Below are 13,392 nucleotides of genomic sequence, written 5' to 3'. Positions count from 1 at the left end.
ACGTCTGCACAGGCGACGCACAGTTGGTCAGTCGGCGATCACTCTGTGACACGCATTCGTAAAGGATTGCCATAGAAGGTCGCGAAATCGATCATTCCGCCTTTACGTGCACATGACTGATCCGTAAGGGTTACGCCCTGGGGCCCGACCAGCCCCCGTGGCGCGCAACCGCGCCATGCCTCAGGGCGGTTGGTGACCCCGGCCGCTGCAGACAAAGGAACCTTGATCCTTGCGTAGACCGCACATACGCAGCGTCGCCGTCGCCATCGCGGTGACGACCGCTGCCACGGGCCTGGCCGGTACGGCATTCGCGGGTCCCTCGACGGGGGTGCAGCGGTCCTCGGCGTCCGCCACCACGAACGCCACCGCGGTGGTGGAGGCGGCGCGCACCGCGGCCTTCGCCCACGCCTCGGCGACCGGCGTCTCCCAGGGCGACGCACTGCACGCCCAGGACGTCATGCTCGACCCCGAGGGCGCCCGGCACGTCCGCTTCGTCCGCACCCACGACGGCCTGCCCGTCATCGGCGGCGACCTCGTCGTCCACCTCGACCGCAAGCTGGCCTACACCGGCGTGACCCGCGCCGCCGATCACGCCGTGAAGCCGGCCACCACCAAGGCCGGACTGACCGCCGCCCAGGCCGCCGCGAAGGCCGCCCGGGCCGCCAAGGGCGTGGCGGGCGCCGCCCAACTCGTCGTCGACGCGCGCGACGGCTCCTCCGCCCTCTCCTACCAGGTGAGCGTGACCGACGGCCAGGGCGGCTCCCACACCGTCGTCGTCGACGCCGTCACCGGCAAGGTGCGCAGCAACACCCCCGACAGCGACGAGTTCCTGTCGCCGAAGCTGCTCAAGAGCCTGCGCGAGCACGGCGAGACCATCGACCCGGCCACCGGCACCGGCTCCGCCTCCCCCGAGGCAGGCCTGCTCGGCTCCGGCGTCTCCGGCGCGACGACGAGCTACCCGTCGGCCGCCAAGGGCACCGGCAAGACCCTCTTCGTGGGCTCCGTCGGCCTGACCACCACGCAGACCTCACGCGGCCACTACCAGCTGAAGGACCCGAGCCGGTACGGCACCGAGACGCGCGACGCCAAGGGCTCGTACACGGAGAAGTTCAGCGCCGGCACCAAGTTCACCGGCACCACCAACGTGTGGGGCAACGGCACGACCGGCAACCGGGCCAGCGCCGCGGCCGACGCCCAGTACGGCGTCACCAAGACCCTGGACTTCTACAAGAGCACCTTCGGCCGCAAGGGCATCGCCAACAACAGCAAGGCGGCCCAGGCGATGGTCCACTGGGGCAAGAAGGTCGCCAACGCCTTCTGGGACCCGACGTGCAACTGCATGCTGTACGGCGACGGCGACGGCGACATGTTCAAGAAGCCGCTCGTCGTCCTCGACGTCACCGGGCACGAGCTGACGCACGGCGTGGTGGACGCGACCGCCAAGCTGGAGCCGACCTACGTCGACTCCGACGGCAACCAGTACGGCGAGCCGGGCGCGCTGAACGAGTCGCTCGCCGACATCTTCGGCTCCAACGTCGAGTTCTACGCCAAGAACGCGAAGGACACCGGCGACTACCTGATCGGCGAGAAGCTGGGCCTGGCGCAGAAGTTCCTGCGCCGCCTCGACCACCCGTCGCTCGACAAGCTCGAGGGCACCATCGACTACTGGTCGCCGGACACCTACTACACCGAGGTGCACGCCGGTTCCGGTGTCTCCTCGCACGCCTACTACCTCCTCGCGGAGGGCAGCGGCAAGAAGACGATCAACGGCGTGAACTACAACTCGCCGACGTACAACCACTCCACGGTCAAGGGCATCGGCCGCACCAAGGCGACCGCCATCTTCTACCGCGCCCTGACCCGCTACATGGTCTCCACGACCGACTTCCACGACGCGCGGCTCGCGACGCTGAAGGCGGCCAAGGACCTGTACGGCGCGAACAGCACCGAGTACAAGACGGTGGACAAGGCGTGGGCCGCGGTCAACGTCACCGCCGCCAACACCCCGGCCGCCCGTCACTGACGCACGGCCGACGCACCACCGGATGCCCCGCCCCGCGCGGGGCATCCGCATGCCCGGGCCGCCGGAGGGCACCGGTACCGCGCGAACGGCCGTACCCGTGCGTCACCGGCTGGAGGAGTGGATGGCCCTGGACGACCCCCGCGCGAGCGCCCGCGCCGGACGGGACACCCGCCGAGGTGCGCGGCAGGCGCGTCGGCGCGACCATGATCTGCGTGGGATGGGCAGCCGTGTCCGCAAGGATCCGCAGACGGCCCGGCGGGTCCGGCACGCTCCTGGACGCCGCACCGTGACCGGCCGGCTCGCCCGCGGTTGCCGCCTCGCCGCCGCCCTGCTCACCGTCGCAGCCTGCCAGTCGGCGCCCGCCCGCGTGGGCGCCCTTCCCCCGCCCACCGAGCGGGCCTCCGGGGTCGTGACCTGGGCGGCGAGCGCCGACCGCCTGGGCGAGGGCACCGCCGGCCAGGACTACCGGCTGATCGTGCACACCAGCGTCGGCGGCGACGATCTGCGCGTCCGCCTGAGCAACGCCTTCGGCGACCGGCCGCTGACCGTGGACGACGTCCACGCCGGGCTGCGCGCCAAGGGCGCCGCCCTGCGGCCCGGCAGCAACCGGCGGCTGACCTTCGCCGGCGCCCGCACCGTCACCGTCCCCGCGGGCGGCACCGCCTGGAGCGACCCCGTGCCCGGCCGGGTGCCCGCCGGCACCGACCTCGCCGTCAGCCTGCACACCCCGGACGCGGCGGGACCGGCGACCGGCCACTGGCTCGCGATGCAGACGTCGTACACCGGCCGGGGCGACCACACCGCCGCGGACGGCGGCGCCCACTGGACGCGGACGACCGGCGCCTGGTGGTACCTCGACGCCGTGTCCGTACGGCCCTCGCGTCCGGGCACCGGGGCCGTGGCCGTGCTCGGCGACTCCCTCACCGACGGCTGGCACTCCACCCCGGACACCGACCGCCGCTGGCCCGACTACCTCGCCCGCCGCCTGCACCGGGCCCGCACGGCCGTCCAGGGCATCGCCGACGAGGGCATCGCGGGCAACCAGGTGCTCGCGGACGGCGCCGGGCAGAGCGCCCTGCACCGGCTGGACCGGGACGTGCTGTCCCTGCCCGGGGTGCGCACCGTGTTCCTCTTCGAGGGGGTGAACGACCTCAAGGCGCACACCGGCGTCCGCGCGCGGGACCTGATCGCCGGCTACCGGAAGATCGTCCAGCGGGTGCACGCGGCGGGCAAGTGCGTGGTCGCCGCCACCATCGGACCCTTCGAGGGCTGGCCAGAATGGGACCGGCGCACCGACGCCGTGCGCCGGCAGGTGAACCGGTTCGTCCGCGCCCGCGGGCAGTTCGACGCCGTCACCGACTTCGACCGCGTCCTGCGCCGCGCGCACGACCCCGCGCGGCTGCGGCCGGCCCTCGACGGCGGCGACCATCTGCACCCCGACGACCGCGGCATGCGTGCCCTGGCGGACGCGGTCCGCCCGAGCAGCCTCGACTGCGGCCGCTGATCAGCCCCGCAGCGTCTCCGCCCAGTCCGCCGGCACCCGCCCGGCGGGCCCCGGCACCGGCTGGTCCGCGGGATGGCTGACGGGCGGCGCGAGTTCGGGCCCCGCCGTGTACAGCTCGTCCGTCGCGTAGTTCCAGAACCACTCCTCGCCCGGCTCGAAACTCCGGATCACCGGATGCCCCGTGGCGTGGTAGTGGGCGGTCGCGTGCTTGGCGGGGGAGTCGTCGCAGCACCCGATGTGCCCGCACTGCGCGCACCGGCGCAGATGGAACCACCAGCCGCCCGCCGCCTCGCACTCCACACATCCCGGGCCGCTGGGCGGGACGCCCGGGTCGACTCCTTCGACGGTGCTCACGCGGTTTCCTCCACTTCCTCCGGCGCCTGAACGGTCAGCGGCAGCAGCACCTGGAAACGGGTGTCGCCGGGGACCGAGTCGACGCGCAGGCTGCCGTGGTGCTTGTTGACGACGATCCGCCAGGAGATGTCCAGCCCCAGCCCGGTGCCCTCGCCGACCGGTTTGGTGGTGAAGAACGGGTCGAAGATCCGGTCCTTGATCTCCGGCGGCACACCCGGGCCGGTGTCCCGGAACTCGACCAGCAGCCGCTCGTGGTCGAGCGCGGTCCGCACCGTCAACGTGCCCGAGCCGCCAGCGCTGTTGACGGCGGACACCGCGTTGTCGACCAGGTTGGTCCACACCTGGTTCAGCTCGGCCGGGTAGGCGGGCACCGGCGGGAGCGTGCGGTCGTACTCCTTGACGACCTTGATGCCGGCGCCGATCTTGCCGGACAGCATCAGCAGCGTGCTGTCGAGGAGTTCGTGGACGTCCACCACCCGGTAGGGCGCCCGGTCCAGCTGCGAGTACTGCTTGGCGGCGTCGACCAGGTGCGAGATCCGGGTGGTGGCGTCCTCGATCTCGTTCATCAGCAGCTCGGTCTCGATGGTGTAGTTGAGCCAGCCCACGGCTCCCGGCAGGATCTCCGGGTCCACGGCCGCCGCCACCTGCTCCAGCCAGTCGACGTCGAGCCCGGCCTGCACGAAGGCGGGCGCCAGCTGCCAGGCCTGGCCGATGCCGTGGTCCTCCAGCCAGTCGGTGAGCAGGTCCTCCCGGTCGGCGGCCTCCAGCGGAGTGAGCACCGGCGCCTTGGCGACCCGTTCCGCGGTGCGCTCCTGCATCTCGATCAGGCTCGCCAACGCGTCACGGGAGAAGGGCCCTTCGGAGATCACGGCGAGCTTGCGCCGCATCTTGGCGACCCGCTCGCGCAGCGTCGCGGTGGCCCGGACCGCTGCCGCCGCCGGGTTGTTCAGCTCATGCGTGAGCCCGGCCGACAGCGAGCCGAGCGCCAGCAGCCGCTCCCGCTGCCCGATCGCCGCCTGTGTGTTCTTGGAGCCGAAGAACAGGCCCTCCAGCAGGTGCGCGGCCATCGGGAACCACTCGGTCATGATGTCCGCGAAGATGTCCGCCGGCAGCACGAAGAACCGCGACGGCTCCGTGACCCGCATCGAGTTGTTGTAGACCTGCCGCACCCGGTCGCCGAGGTAGGCCTGCATCGCGCCCGCGTACACCCCGCGCTGCGAGGTGCGGGTGACCTCCACGTCGTCGCCGGCGACCCGGCGGGAGAGCACCACCGTGCCCTCGATCATCACGAAGAAGCAGGTCGCCGGGTCGCCCTCGGTGTAGACCGGGCCGGGCTCGAACAGCTCCACCCGCCCCTCGCTGCACAGCCGGCCCAGCTGCTCTGGGCTCAGCTTCTCGAAGAGGAACAGCGAGCTGATCTCCTTCGGACTGCACGGCATGATCCGCCCGCTCATGGCTGCTCCCCGTCGTTCACGACTGCTCCAGATACCGGTGGACGAGCATGACTGCCATCGCTCCCTCGCCGACGGCGGACGCCACGCGCTTGGCGGACTCGGCACGCGCGTCACCGGCCACGAACACGCCGGGGACGCTCGTCTCCAGGTGGTACGGCGGCCGGTCCAGCTCCCAGCCGGCCGGCGGCCGCCCCTCGGCGGTCAGATCGGGCCCGGCCAGGATGAACCCGCGCTCGTCGCGCAGCACCGCGTCGCCCAGCCAGTCCGTCAGCGGGGCGGCGCCGATGAACACGAACATCCACTGCGCGTCGACCCGTTCGGTCTGTCCGGTCACCGTGTCACGCAGCGTCAGCTGCTCCAGATGGTCCGAGCCGTGCGCCGCCTCCACGACGGTGTGCGGCCGCACCGAGATGTTCGGCGCCTCGTTGATCTGCTGGATCAGGTAGTGCGACATCGACGCCGACAGATCGGGCCCGCGCACCAGCAGCGTCACCGACTTCGCGCCCCGGGACAGGTACATCGCCGCCTGCCCCGCCGAGTTGGCGCCGCCGACGATGTAGATGTCCTGCCCCTGGCAGGCCGCGGCCTCGGTCAGCGCCGAGCCGTAGAACACCCCGCACCCGGTGAGGTCGGTGCAGCCCTGCGCCTCCAGCTGCCGGTACTGCACGCCGGTCGCCAGGATCACGCTGTGCGCCGCGATCGCCGTGCCGTCCGCGAAGCGCACGACCCGGGCGGCGCCGTTGGCCTCCAGCGCCGTCACCTCGCGGGCGGTGAGGATCTCCGCGCCGAACTTCGCGGCCTGCCGGCGCGCCCGGTCGGTGAGCTGGGCGCCGGAGACCCCGTCGGGGAAGCCCAGGTAGTTCTCGATCCGGGAGCTCTGCCCGGCCTGCCCGCCGGTGGCCGACCGCTCCACCAGCACGGTCCTGAGCCCCTCGGACGCCCCGTACACGGCGGCGCCGAGCCCGGCCGGGCCGCCGCCGATCACGATCAGGTCGTAGAAGTCGGCCGTCGGCGTCGTCGCCAGGCCCACCCGCGCCGCCAGCTCCGGCGCCTCCGGCTCGACGAGGACGCCGCCGTCCGGCGTGATCACCAGCGGCAGCCGCGCGTCGTCCGCTCCGGCGGCCGCCAGCAGCCGGCGGCCCTCGGGTTCCTCCACCGAGTACCAGCGGTAGGGCACCTGGTTGCGGGCCAGGAACTCGCGCACGTTCGAGGACCGGGCGGACCAGCGGTGCCCGACGACCTTGGTGCTGGGCACGGGCCGGTACGCGCTGCCGCGCCAGGCCTCGAGCAGGTCGTCCAGGACCGGGTAGAGCTTCTCCTCCGGCGGGTCCCAGGGCTTGAGCAGATAGTGGTCCAGGTCGACGACGTTGATCGCGTCGATCGCCGCGCTGGTGTCCGCGTACGCGGTGAGCAGCACCCGCCGCGCGCCCGGATAGACGTCCAGCGCCTGCTCCAGGAACTCGATGCCGTTCATCTGCGGCATCCGGTAGTCGGCCAGGATCACCGCCACCAGGTCGCCGCGCAGCTTCAGTTCGCGCAGCGCCTCCAGCGCGGACCGGCCGGACTCGGCGCGCACGATCCGGTACGACTCGCCGTAGCGCCGCCGCAGATCGCGGGCGACGGCGCGGGAGACCCCCGGGTCGTCGTCCACGGTCAGGATGACGGTCCGCGCTGTGTCGGCGGCCTGTGCCATACGTCTCCCACCCCGAGCTTCGCTGTCACGGAACCGGTGTCGTGGGGACCACCGCGCCGGTTCCCAGCCATCGTATGTTCGATCGCCCCGGTTCGCCCGGGGATATGGCCGGCGGTCCGGTCACCCCGGGCGGCGCGGGGATCAGCGGGCCCGTGCGCGCCGGTGCCCGATAGTGGGCACCAGGACCACGACGGGGACGACGACGAGGGGATCACGCATGACACGCCCGATCACGGCAGGAGTGGACGGCTCCGAGGAGAGCCTGGCCGCGCTGGACTGGGCCTGCCGGGAGGCCGTACGCCGCGGGTCGGCCCTGCGCGTGGTGCACGCCTGGCGGTACGCCGAGTCGCTCGCCACCGCCGACCGGGACACCCAGCACGGGTGGGTGTCGCAGGGCGTGGCCGACGCCGTGCGGGGCGTCTCCGAGCGGCATCCGGAGCTGCGGGTGGGCGTCGACGTCGTCGAGGGCGACCCCGTGGACGTGCTGTCCGGCGCCGGGACGGAGGCCGAGATGCTGGTGCTGGGCTCGCGGGGGCACGGGGCCGTCCTCGGGTTCCTGCTGGGCTCGGTCGGCCGGCAGGTGATCACCGAGGCGAGCAGGCCGGTGGTCCTGGTGCGCGCCGGGGACCGGCCCGCGGCGGAGGCCGCCGGGCGGGACGTCGTGGTCGGCCAGCACGGCGACCCCGAGGACAGCGCGGCCGCCCTGCGCTTCGCCTTCGAGACGGCGGCGGCCCGCGGCGCGGCCGTCCGGGCGGTGCGCGCGTGGACCCTGCCGCCGGTGTTCGCCTACAGCCCCGGCTCGCTCAAGCTCCTCGACGACGCGGGCGGCCTCGAACCCTACGAACGGCAGGCGCTCGCGGAGGCGCTGCGGCCCTGGCGGGAGCGGTTCCCCGGCGTGCCCGTCGCCGAGCAGGTCGAGATGGGCAGCGCCGGGCAGGTGCTGCTCGCGGCGGCCGAGCGGGCCCAGCTGGTGGTCGTGGGGCGCCGCGCGCACCGCGGTGCCGTGGGCGCGCGGATCGGGTCGGTCGCGCACGGGGTGCTGCACCACGCCGGGTGCCCGGTCGCCGTGGTCCCGCACGCGTGAGCTACTCGGCCTCGACCGGCTCCAGGCCGGTCCGCGCCGCGGGCAGCACCTTCTCGATGTAGTCCTTGACGGCTGTGCCGAGGCCTATGTCGTGCTGGGCGCGCTCGGACAGGTACCAGCGGTGCTCGAGGAGTTCGTGGTAGATCTCCGCCGGGTCCATCGAGCCGCGCAGCTCGGGCGGCACGGCCCGCACGGTGGGCCGGAACACGTCCCGCACCCAGCGGTGGGCCAGCACCTCGGGGCGGGCGGCGAGGGGGTCGCCCGGGGCGTAGTCCTCCTGGGTGGCCATCCAGCTCTCCAGGTCGTTCAGGAGCCGGCGCGCCTGGTTCTCCTCCGCGTCCAGGCCGGTCAGCCGCAGCAGCTGCCGCTGGTGGTGGCCGGCGTCGACGACCTTCGGCACGAAGGTGACGCTGTCGCCGTTGGAGGAGTGCTCGATCTGCATCTCGGCGACGTCGAAGCCGAGGTCGTTCAGGCGGCGGATACGGCGTTCGATGTAGTGGTACTTGCCCGCCGGGTACACCGAGGTGCGGGTCAGCTCCTGCCACAGGCCCTGGTACCGGGTGCAGATCTCATGCCCGAACTCCACCGGGTCGACGGAGGGGTGCAGCGCGCCGGAGGCCTCCAGGTCCAGCAGCTCGCCGCTGATGTTGACCCGGGCCAGATCGAGGTCGTACTCCCGCTGCCCGGGGCTCAGCCGGGGGTGCAGGTCGCCGGTCTCGGCGTCGACCAGGTAGGCGGCGTAGGCGCCCGCGTCCCGGCGGAACAGCGTGTTCGACAGGGAGCAGTCGCCCCAGGCGAACCCGGCCAGGTGCAGGCGCACCAGCAGCACCGCCAGGGCGTCCATCAGCCGGTGCATGGTCGCCGGGCGCATGGTCGTCTCGAACATCGAGCGGTACGGCATCGAGCCGCGCAGATGCCGGGTGACCAGCGCCGGCTCCAGTGGCCGGCCATCGCCGTCGGTGCGCCCGGTGACCACGGCGAGCGGGTCGACGGCGGGGATGCCGAGCCGGTCGAGGTCGCGCAGCAGCTCGTACTCGCGCAGCGCGGGGCGCTCGGCCAGCTCCTTGACGGCGATCACCTCGTCCCCGGCGTGCGCGTACCGCACGACGTGCCGGGAGATGCCCCTCGGGAGCGGCACGAGGTGTTCCTCGGGCCACTCCTCCAGGGGCACGTCCCAGGGGAGGGCGAGCAGCAGGGCGGGGTGCTCCGGGTTCGTGGCGCTGATGTGCAAGGCCATGGCACGAACCCTAAGGCCCCGCTCACCCGTTCTAGGAGGCCCGCTCCCGCGCCTGCTCGGCCGCCGCGCGCACCGGGCCCCGGTGCACCGGGCCGTGGCCGGGCAGCAGGGTGTCGCCGTCGAGCGCGCCGATGACCTCCAGCGAGGCCACGGCCCGGGCGCGCTCGTGGTGGAAGAAGCCGAGGAGCATCTGGGGGCCCTCGATCCGCGAGGTCGCGTGGCCGGTGGCCAGGGCGTCGCCGGAGATGACGATGCCCGCCTCGGGCAGGTGGTAGACGCAGTGGCCGTCGGTGTGGCCCGGGGTGTGCACGGGCACCGGGCGGCCGGGCAGGTCGAGCGGGCCCTCGGCCGGGAACGGCTCGGGCGCGGTGACGGGGTTGTGCCGGGTGCCGCCGACCTTGATGACGTGCCGCGCCCACGGCACGACACCGGGCCGCCAGGCGTTGCGCACCACGTCCCCGATGGTGGCCTGCTGCAGGAAGTCCCGTCGTGCGTGCGGCACTTCGGCCGGGTGCAGATAGACGGGGGTGCCGTGGGCGGCGCGCAGGTACTCGGCCGAGCCCAGATGGTCGTTGTGCGCGTGGGTGATCAGCACGGCGGCCACCGCCTCCGGTGAACTGCCCACCTCGGCCAGGGAGTCCAGGAGTCCCTGGCGGTCTCCCGGATAGCCGGTGTCCACCAGCGTGACGGCGTCGCCGTCCTTCAGGATCACCCAGTTGACGTGGTTGCCGTGCACCAGATAGGTGCCGTCGGCGACCTGGTGTACCTCTGCCCGCATGATCTCCCCGAGCCCTGTGCGGCCGATCGTCGGGGGACAGCCAACCAGATGCGCCGTCGCCCCGCACCACCGGCTGGTGTCACCGCACGCCCTGCGGCCGGAACTGGATGCTGATGCGCGGCCCCGCGGCCCGGGCGGTCTTCGGCACGCAGTGCTCCCAGGTCCGCTGGCAGGAGCCGCCCATCACGATCAGGTCGCCGTGCCCGAGGGGGCGGCGCACCGTCGCACCGCCTCCGCCGGCCGGGCGCAGCAGCAGGTCGCGGGGCTCGCCGACCGAGAGGATCGCGACCATGGTGTCCTCGCGGGCGCCCCGGCCGATCCGGTCCCCGTGCCAGGCCACGCTGTCCCGGCCGTCGCGGTAGAAGCACAGCCCGGCCGTGGCGAACGGCTCGCCCAGCTCCTCGGCGTAGTGCCGGGACAACGCCTCGCGCGCCTCCTCGAGCACCGGATCGGGGAGCGGGTCGCCGGCGCCGTAGAAGGCCAGCAGGCGCGGTACGGCGACCACGTTGTCGTACATCTTCCGGTGCTCGGCGCGCCAGGGCACCTCGGCCGCGAGCTTCTCGAACAGGGCGTCGGCGCCGCTCAGCCAGCCCGGCAGCACGTCGATCCAGGCGCCGGAGCCGAGTCCGGTCCGGCGCAGCCCGTCCAGCGGGCCGAGCCGCAGCTCGTCGGTCTGGTCGAACAGGGACCCCTGGAGGTGCGTGGCCATGTCCCCAGCGTACTCCCTAATCGAAAGTGTGTTCCCATGATCGTGCGGGTCTCGATCGTGCGGGGCTTTTGATGCACCGGTGTATCGGATACATTCGCGTATCCGACGGAGGGAGCCGTGATGGACGACGCCGCCCCACGGGTCACCCGGCGCCGGGTGCGGACGCGGGCACGGCTGCTGGACGCCGCGTTCCGGGTGTTCGCCGCCAAGGGCTTCGGCCGGGTCTCCATCGAGGAGGTCTGCGAGGCGGCCGGCTTCAGCCGGGGCGCCTTCTACTCCAACTTCGCCACGCTCGACGAGCTGTTCTTCGCGCTGTACCGGGAGCGCGCCGACCTCATCGCCGCCCAGGTGGCCGAGGCCCTCGCCCAGGAAGGACCCGGACTCGACGTGCCCGCCTCCGTGGACCGGGTCACCGAGGTGCTGCTCCTCGACGTGGACTGGCTGCTGGTCAAGACCGACTTCCTGGTGCACGCGGCCCGCGACCCCGAGGTCGCCCGGGCCCTCCTCGACCACCGCGCCCGGCTCCGGGAGGCCATCGCCGACCGGCTGTTCCGGGCCCGCGGCCGCACCGGCCTGCCCGCCGTGCTCGGGGACGCGGACGGCGCCGCGCACGCCGTGGTCGCCGCGTACGACGGCGTGACCGTCCAGCTGCTGCTGGACAAGGACGTCGAGGCCGCCCGGGTCTGGCTCAAACAGCTGCTCACCGCCCTCCTCACCGACGGCAGACGCACCCCCGGCGGCCCGCACCCCACCGCACGCCCCCACAGCACCCCGCATGAGGACCCTCAGGAAGGACACAGTCACGATGGACGCTGATGTCATCGTCGTCGGAGCGGGCCTCGCCGGCCTGGTCGCGGCACACGAGCTGACCAGCCGGGGCCGGCGGGTCGCGCTGGTCGACCAGGAGAACGCCGCCAACCTCGGCGGACAGGCCTTCTGGTCCTTCGGCGGGCTCTTCCTCGTCGGCTCCCCGGAGCAGCGCCGCCTCGGCATCAAGGACTCCTTCGACCTGGCCTGGAGCGACTGGCAGGGCAGCGCCCGTTTCGACCGGCTGGACGACGAGGACTCCTGGGCGGTGCGCTGGGCCCGCGCCTACGTCGAGTTCGCGGCCGGCGAGAAGCGGTCCTGGCTGCAGGGCCACGGCATCGAGCTGCTGCCCACCGTCGGCTGGGCCGAGCGCGGCGACCTCAGGGCGGACGGCCACGGCAACTCCGTGCCCCGCTTCCACATCGCGTGGGGCACCGGCACCGGCGTCGTCGAACCCTTCGTGAAGTACGCCCGCCAGGCCGCACGCGACGGGCTGCTCACCTTCCACCACCGCCACCGGGTCGACGAACTGGTCGTCGACGGCGGCACGGCACGCGGGGTGCGCGGCACCGTCCTCGCCGACGACCACGCGCCGCGCGGCGTCGCCTCCAACCGCGACCGCGTCGGCGACTTCGAACTGACCGCGCAGGCCGTCGTCGTCACCACCGGAGGCATCGGCGCCGACCACGACATCGTCCGCCGCTACTGGCCCGCCCGGCTCGGCACCCCGCCAGCCGAGATGGTCACCGGCGTCCCGGCCTACGTGGACGGACGGATGCTCGACATCAGCGCCGAGGCCGGCGTCCGGCTGGTCAACCGAGACCGCATGTGGCACTACACCGAGGGCCTGCACAACTGGGACCCCGTCTGGCCCGGCCACGGCATCCGCATCCTGCCCGGCCCGTCCTCCATCTGGCTCGACGCCCTCGGCCGCCGGCTGCCCGACCCCTGTCTGCCGGGCTACGACACCCTCAGCACCCTCAAGTACCTGCGCACCACCGAGGACATCGCGGGCTACGACCACTCCTGGTTCATCCTCACCCGGAAGATCATCGAGAAGGAGTTCGCGCTCTCCGGCTCCGAGCAGAACCCCGACATCACCGCCAAGGACCGCAAGGCCGTACTGCGCGACCGGCTGCTCGGCAGCGGCGCGCCCGCACCGGTGCAGGCCTTCGTCGACAAGGGCGCGGACTTCGTCACCGCGCGCAGCCTGGAGCAGCTCGTCGGCAAGATGAACGCGCTGACCGGAAAACCCCTGCTGGACCCGGCCGAGGTGCGCCGCCAGATCGAGGCCCGCGACCGGCAGCTGGCCAACCCGTACAGCAAGGACTCCCAGATCCAGGGCATCCGCAACGCCCGCCGCTACATAGGGGACCGGCTCGGCCGGGTCGCCACGCCGCACCGCATCCTCGACCCCGCCGCGGGCCCGCTCATCGGCGTCAAGCTGCACATCCTCACCCGCAAGACCCTCGGCGGCATCCAGACCGACCTCGACTCCCGCGCCCTGGCCGCCGACGGCACACCGATCGAGGGGCTGTACGCGGCCGGCGAGGTGGCCGGCTTCGGCGGCGGCGGTGTGCACGGCTACAACGCGCTGGAGGGCACCTTCCTCGGCGGCTGCCTGTTCTCCGGGCGCGCCGCGGGCCGGCACGCGGCCGCGCACACGGGCTGAGACCTCGCGCCCCGGGCCGGCGGCGAGACTTGACCGGAATGAGGGGGAGTCCGGCACACCGGCGCGCCTAGTCTGTC

The 13,392-nt window shown here is 73.1% G+C and carries 11 protein-coding genes; 5 read left to right on the top strand and 6 right to left on the bottom strand.

What is annotated here, in order from left to right:
- Positions 1 to 229 precede the first annotated feature (229 nt).
- A complete protein-coding gene (locus ACGFZN_RS02975) occupies positions 230 to 2,023 on the top strand; it encodes a M4 family metallopeptidase (protein ID WP_393856706.1) in 1,794 nt (597 codons plus the stop codon).
- A gap of 286 nt (positions 2,024 to 2,309) precedes the next feature.
- Positions 2,310 to 3,527, top strand: a complete 1,218-nt coding sequence (locus tag ACGFZN_RS02970; protein WP_393857171.1) for an SGNH/GDSL hydrolase family protein — start codon at positions 2,310 to 2,312, stop codon at positions 3,525 to 3,527.
- Here ACGFZN_RS02970 and ACGFZN_RS02965 read toward each other — a convergent pair whose 3' ends face one another.
- From ACGFZN_RS02965 to ACGFZN_RS02955, 3 genes are read right to left on the bottom strand one after another with little or no spacing between them, the layout of a single operon-like run.
- On the bottom strand, positions 3,528 to 3,881 hold the full coding sequence (locus ACGFZN_RS02965) for a UBP-type zinc finger domain-containing protein (RefSeq protein ID WP_393856705.1): 354 nt from the start codon (positions 3,879 to 3,881) through the stop codon (positions 3,528 to 3,530).
- Positions 3,878 to 5,335, bottom strand: coding sequence for an ATP-binding protein (locus tag ACGFZN_RS02960; protein ID WP_393856704.1), 1,458 nt, complete (start codon positions 5,333 to 5,335; stop codon positions 3,878 to 3,880). Before ACGFZN_RS02960 ends, ACGFZN_RS02965 begins: the two co-directional genes overlap by 4 nt.
- Positions 5,336 to 5,351: 16 nt before the next feature.
- Complete coding sequence (locus tag ACGFZN_RS02955) at positions 5,352 to 7,028, bottom strand: FAD-dependent oxidoreductase (RefSeq protein WP_393856703.1); 1,677 nt, start codon at positions 7,026 to 7,028, stop codon at positions 5,352 to 5,354.
- Between the two features lie 217 nt (positions 7,029 to 7,245).
- Between ACGFZN_RS02955 and ACGFZN_RS02950 the strand changes: the two genes are divergently transcribed.
- Positions 7,246 to 8,112, top strand: coding sequence for a universal stress protein (locus ACGFZN_RS02950; protein ID WP_393856702.1), 867 nt, complete (start codon positions 7,246 to 7,248; stop codon positions 8,110 to 8,112).
- Position 8,113: 1 nt separating this feature from the next.
- Here ACGFZN_RS02950 and ACGFZN_RS02945 read toward each other — a convergent pair whose 3' ends face one another.
- From ACGFZN_RS02945 to ACGFZN_RS02935, 3 genes are all read right to left on the bottom strand, one after another.
- A complete protein-coding gene (locus tag ACGFZN_RS02945) occupies positions 8,114 to 9,349 on the bottom strand; it encodes a DUF4032 domain-containing protein (protein WP_393856701.1) in 1,236 nt (411 codons plus the stop codon).
- Between the two features lie 31 nt (positions 9,350 to 9,380).
- Positions 9,381 to 10,127 (bottom strand): MBL fold metallo-hydrolase, encoded by a 747-nt coding sequence (locus ACGFZN_RS02940; protein WP_393856700.1) that lies wholly within the window; start codon positions 10,125 to 10,127, stop codon positions 9,381 to 9,383.
- Between the two features lie 79 nt (positions 10,128 to 10,206).
- Positions 10,207 to 10,836 carry an alpha-ketoglutarate-dependent dioxygenase AlkB gene (locus tag ACGFZN_RS02935; RefSeq protein WP_393856699.1) on the bottom strand — a complete coding sequence of 210 codons (630 nt, stop codon included), beginning with the start codon at positions 10,834 to 10,836 and terminating at the stop codon, positions 10,207 to 10,209.
- Positions 10,837 to 10,956: 120 nt separating this feature from the next.
- On the opposite strand from ACGFZN_RS02935, the gene ACGFZN_RS02930 reads away from it, so the two are divergent.
- Positions 10,957 to 11,652 carry a TetR/AcrR family transcriptional regulator gene (locus tag ACGFZN_RS02930; RefSeq protein WP_393856698.1) on the top strand — a complete coding sequence of 232 codons (696 nt, stop codon included), beginning with the start codon at positions 10,957 to 10,959 and terminating at the stop codon, positions 11,650 to 11,652.
- The gene (locus ACGFZN_RS02925; protein WP_393856697.1) at positions 11,642 to 13,315 is read left to right on the top strand and encodes an FAD-binding dehydrogenase; all 1,674 of its coding nucleotides are present in this window, start codon (positions 11,642 to 11,644) and stop codon (positions 13,313 to 13,315) included. The genes ACGFZN_RS02930 and ACGFZN_RS02925 overlap by 11 nt, the downstream gene beginning before the upstream one ends.
- The last annotated feature ends 77 nt before the right edge of the window (positions 13,316 to 13,392 follow it).

Source organism: Streptomyces sp. NPDC048192, assembly GCF_043202415.1.
GTDB lineage: Bacteria > Actinomycetota > Actinomycetes > Streptomycetales > Streptomycetaceae > Streptomyces.
This window is presented reverse-complemented; position numbering and strand designations above follow the sequence as displayed.

Excerpts from the sequence above, each read along its gene's own strand:
- ACGFZN_RS02960 (WP_393856704.1), bottom strand. The coding sequence starts at position 5,335 with ATGAGCGGGCGGATCATGCCGTGCAGTCCGAAGGAGATCAGCTCGCTG.
- ACGFZN_RS02955 (WP_393856703.1), bottom strand. The coding sequence starts at position 7,028 with ATGGCACAGGCCGCCGACACAGCGCGGACCGTCATCCTGACCGTGGAC.
- ACGFZN_RS02950 (WP_393856702.1), top strand. The coding sequence starts at position 7,246 with ATGACACGCCCGATCACGGCAGGAGTGGACGGCTCCGAGGAGAGCCTG.
- ACGFZN_RS02945 (WP_393856701.1), bottom strand. The coding sequence starts at position 9,349 with ATGGCCTTGCACATCAGCGCCACGAACCCGGAGCACCCCGCCCTGCTG.
- ACGFZN_RS02940 (WP_393856700.1), bottom strand. The coding sequence starts at position 10,127 with ATGCGGGCAGAGGTACACCAGGTCGCCGACGGCACCTATCTGGTGCAC.
- ACGFZN_RS02935 (WP_393856699.1), bottom strand. The coding sequence starts at position 10,836 with ATGGCCACGCACCTCCAGGGGTCCCTGTTCGACCAGACCGACGAGCTG.
- ACGFZN_RS02930 (WP_393856698.1), top strand. The coding sequence starts at position 10,957 with ATGGACGACGCCGCCCCACGGGTCACCCGGCGCCGGGTGCGGACGCGG.
- ACGFZN_RS02925 (WP_393856697.1), top strand. The coding sequence starts at position 11,642 with ATGGACGCTGATGTCATCGTCGTCGGAGCGGGCCTCGCCGGCCTGGTC.